At 69.5% G+C, this 2,004-nt stretch carries 1 protein-coding gene and 1 pseudogene; one reads left to right on the forward strand and one right to left on the reverse strand.

Translation table 11 applies throughout. From position 1 onward, the window contains the following. Positions 1-143: 143 nt before the first annotated feature. On the reverse strand, positions 144-1,427 hold the full coding sequence (locus ACFU99_RS41905) for an adenylosuccinate synthase (RefSeq protein ID WP_384403568.1): 1,284 nt from the start codon (positions 1,425-1,427) through the stop codon (positions 144-146). Between the two features lie 155 nt (positions 1,428-1,582). On the opposite strand from ACFU99_RS41905, the pseudogene ACFU99_RS41910 reads away from it, so the two are divergent. After that, a pseudogene (locus ACFU99_RS41910) lies at positions 1,583-2,004 on the forward strand (hypothetical protein); the annotation flags it as partial.

Genomic DNA, 2,004 nt, shown 5'->3' on the forward strand with positions numbered 1-2,004 from the left:
GATCGCGTTGGGCATGGCGGACTCGCACTAGAAGTGCCCGCCCGCACTCAGCGCGAGGTCGGGCTGGCACAGCTCCCGGCGGTGGCCCCAGCAGCGGCCCCGGCAGTGATCCCAGCAGTGATCCCAGCGGGCCCCGCAGCGGCCTACAGGAAGGAGTTGATCTCGATCGTCTCCGTGCGGCCCGGACCCACGCCGATGGCGGAGATCGGGGCGCCCGACATGTCCTCCAGCGCCTTGACGTACGCCTGCGCGTTCTTCGGCAGGTCGGAGAACGTCTTGGCCTTGGTGATGTCCTCGGACCAGCCCGGCAGGTTCTCGTAGATCGGCTTCGCGTGGTGGAAGTCGGTCTGGCTGTAGGGCAGCTCGTCGACGCGCTTGCCGTCGATCTCGTAGGCGACGCAGACCGGGATCTGCTCCCAGCCCGTGAGCACGTCCAGCTTCGTGAGGAAGAAGTCCGTGAGGCCGTTGACGCGCGTCGCGTAGCGGGCGATGACCGCGTCGAACCAGCCGCAGCGGCGGTCGCGGCCGGTGGTCACGCCGCGCTCGCCGCCGATCTCGCGCAGCGCCTCGCCGTCGGCGTCGAGCAGTTCGGTCGGGAACGGGCCCGAGCCGACGCGCGTGGTGTACGCCTTGAGGATGCCGATGACCCGGTTGATCTTCGTCGGGCCGACGCCCGAGCCCGTGCAGGCGCCGCCCGCGGTCGGGTTCGAGGAGGTGACGAAGGGGTACGTGCCGTGGTCGACGTCGAGCAGCGTGCCCTGGCCGCCCTCGAAGAGGACGACCTTGCCGGCGTCGATGGCGTCGTTGAGGACGAGCGTCGTGTCGGCGACGTAGTCCTTGAGCTGCGGGGCGTAGCCCAGCAGCTCCTCGACGACCTGCTCGGCGACGATCGCGCGCCGGTTGTAGAGCTTGGCGAGGATCTGGTTCTTGAAGTCGAGGGACGCCTCGACCTTCTGGAGCAGGATCGACTCGTCGAAGAGGTCCTGGACCCGGATGCCGACGCGGTTGATCTTGTCCGCGTACGTCGGGCCGATGCCGCGGCCGGTCGTACCGATCTTCCGCTTGCCGAGGAACCGTTCCGTCACCTTGTCGACGGTCGTGTGATAGGGCGTGATCAGATGGGCGTTGCCACTGATCATGAGCTTGGACGTGTCGACGCCACGCTCGTTCAGTCCGCTCAGCTCGGAGAGCAGGACCGCCGGGTCGACGACGACTCCGTTACCGATCACCGGGGTGCACCCCGGCGAGAGGATGCCGGAGGGGAGAAGGTGCAGTGCGTACTTCTGGTCGCCTACGACAACCGTGTGGCCGGCGTTGTTGCCGCCCTGGTAACGCACCACGTAGTCCACTGAGCCACCGAGCAGGTCGGTGGCCTTCCCCTTGCCCTCGTCACCCCACTGAGCACCGAGCAGCACAAGTGCGGGCACAGGCGTACACCCCTTCCGGGCGGGGCATGTCCAACGTGCGCGATGGTTTCTGCCATCGCTAGAGCCGTCGAACCGGTGCCCCGGAATAGACGAAGCCCCTGGCGCAATAGCGCAAGGGGCTCTTGCACCGAGATGCTACCTGAGGAAGGACCGAGGTGTCGGCTCCAGAGCCCCACACGAGTGGCGCGCACCCGTTGCTCGTGGTCATCGACCCCGTCGCCCGCCGCGTGGACGGCGAATCCGTACGAATCGCGAAAGACGTGCTGTGCGCGGGCGCCACGGCCAAGATCTGCCTGCCCGAAGGGCCGGAGGAGGTCGAGCGGGCGCTGTCCCGCCGGGGCCATCGCCGCACGGTCGTGATCGGCGACGATCTCGCCCTGCTGCGCGTCGTGGGCCTGCTGCACCGGCTCCGCGAGCTGCCCGGAGCCTCCCTGGCCGTGGTCCCCGTCGGCCCCGCCGCCTCCGTCTCGCTGGTCCGCGCCCTCGGCGTCCCCACGGGCGCGGTCGCCGCCCCCCGCCCCGTGCTCGACGGCACGGAGCGGCGGCGCGGCCGGCACGTCGACGACAGCGGCGGCGT

It is taken from the genome of Streptomyces sp. NPDC057654 (assembly GCF_042800135.1).
Lineage (GTDB): Bacteria > Actinomycetota > Actinomycetes > Streptomycetales > Streptomycetaceae > Streptomyces.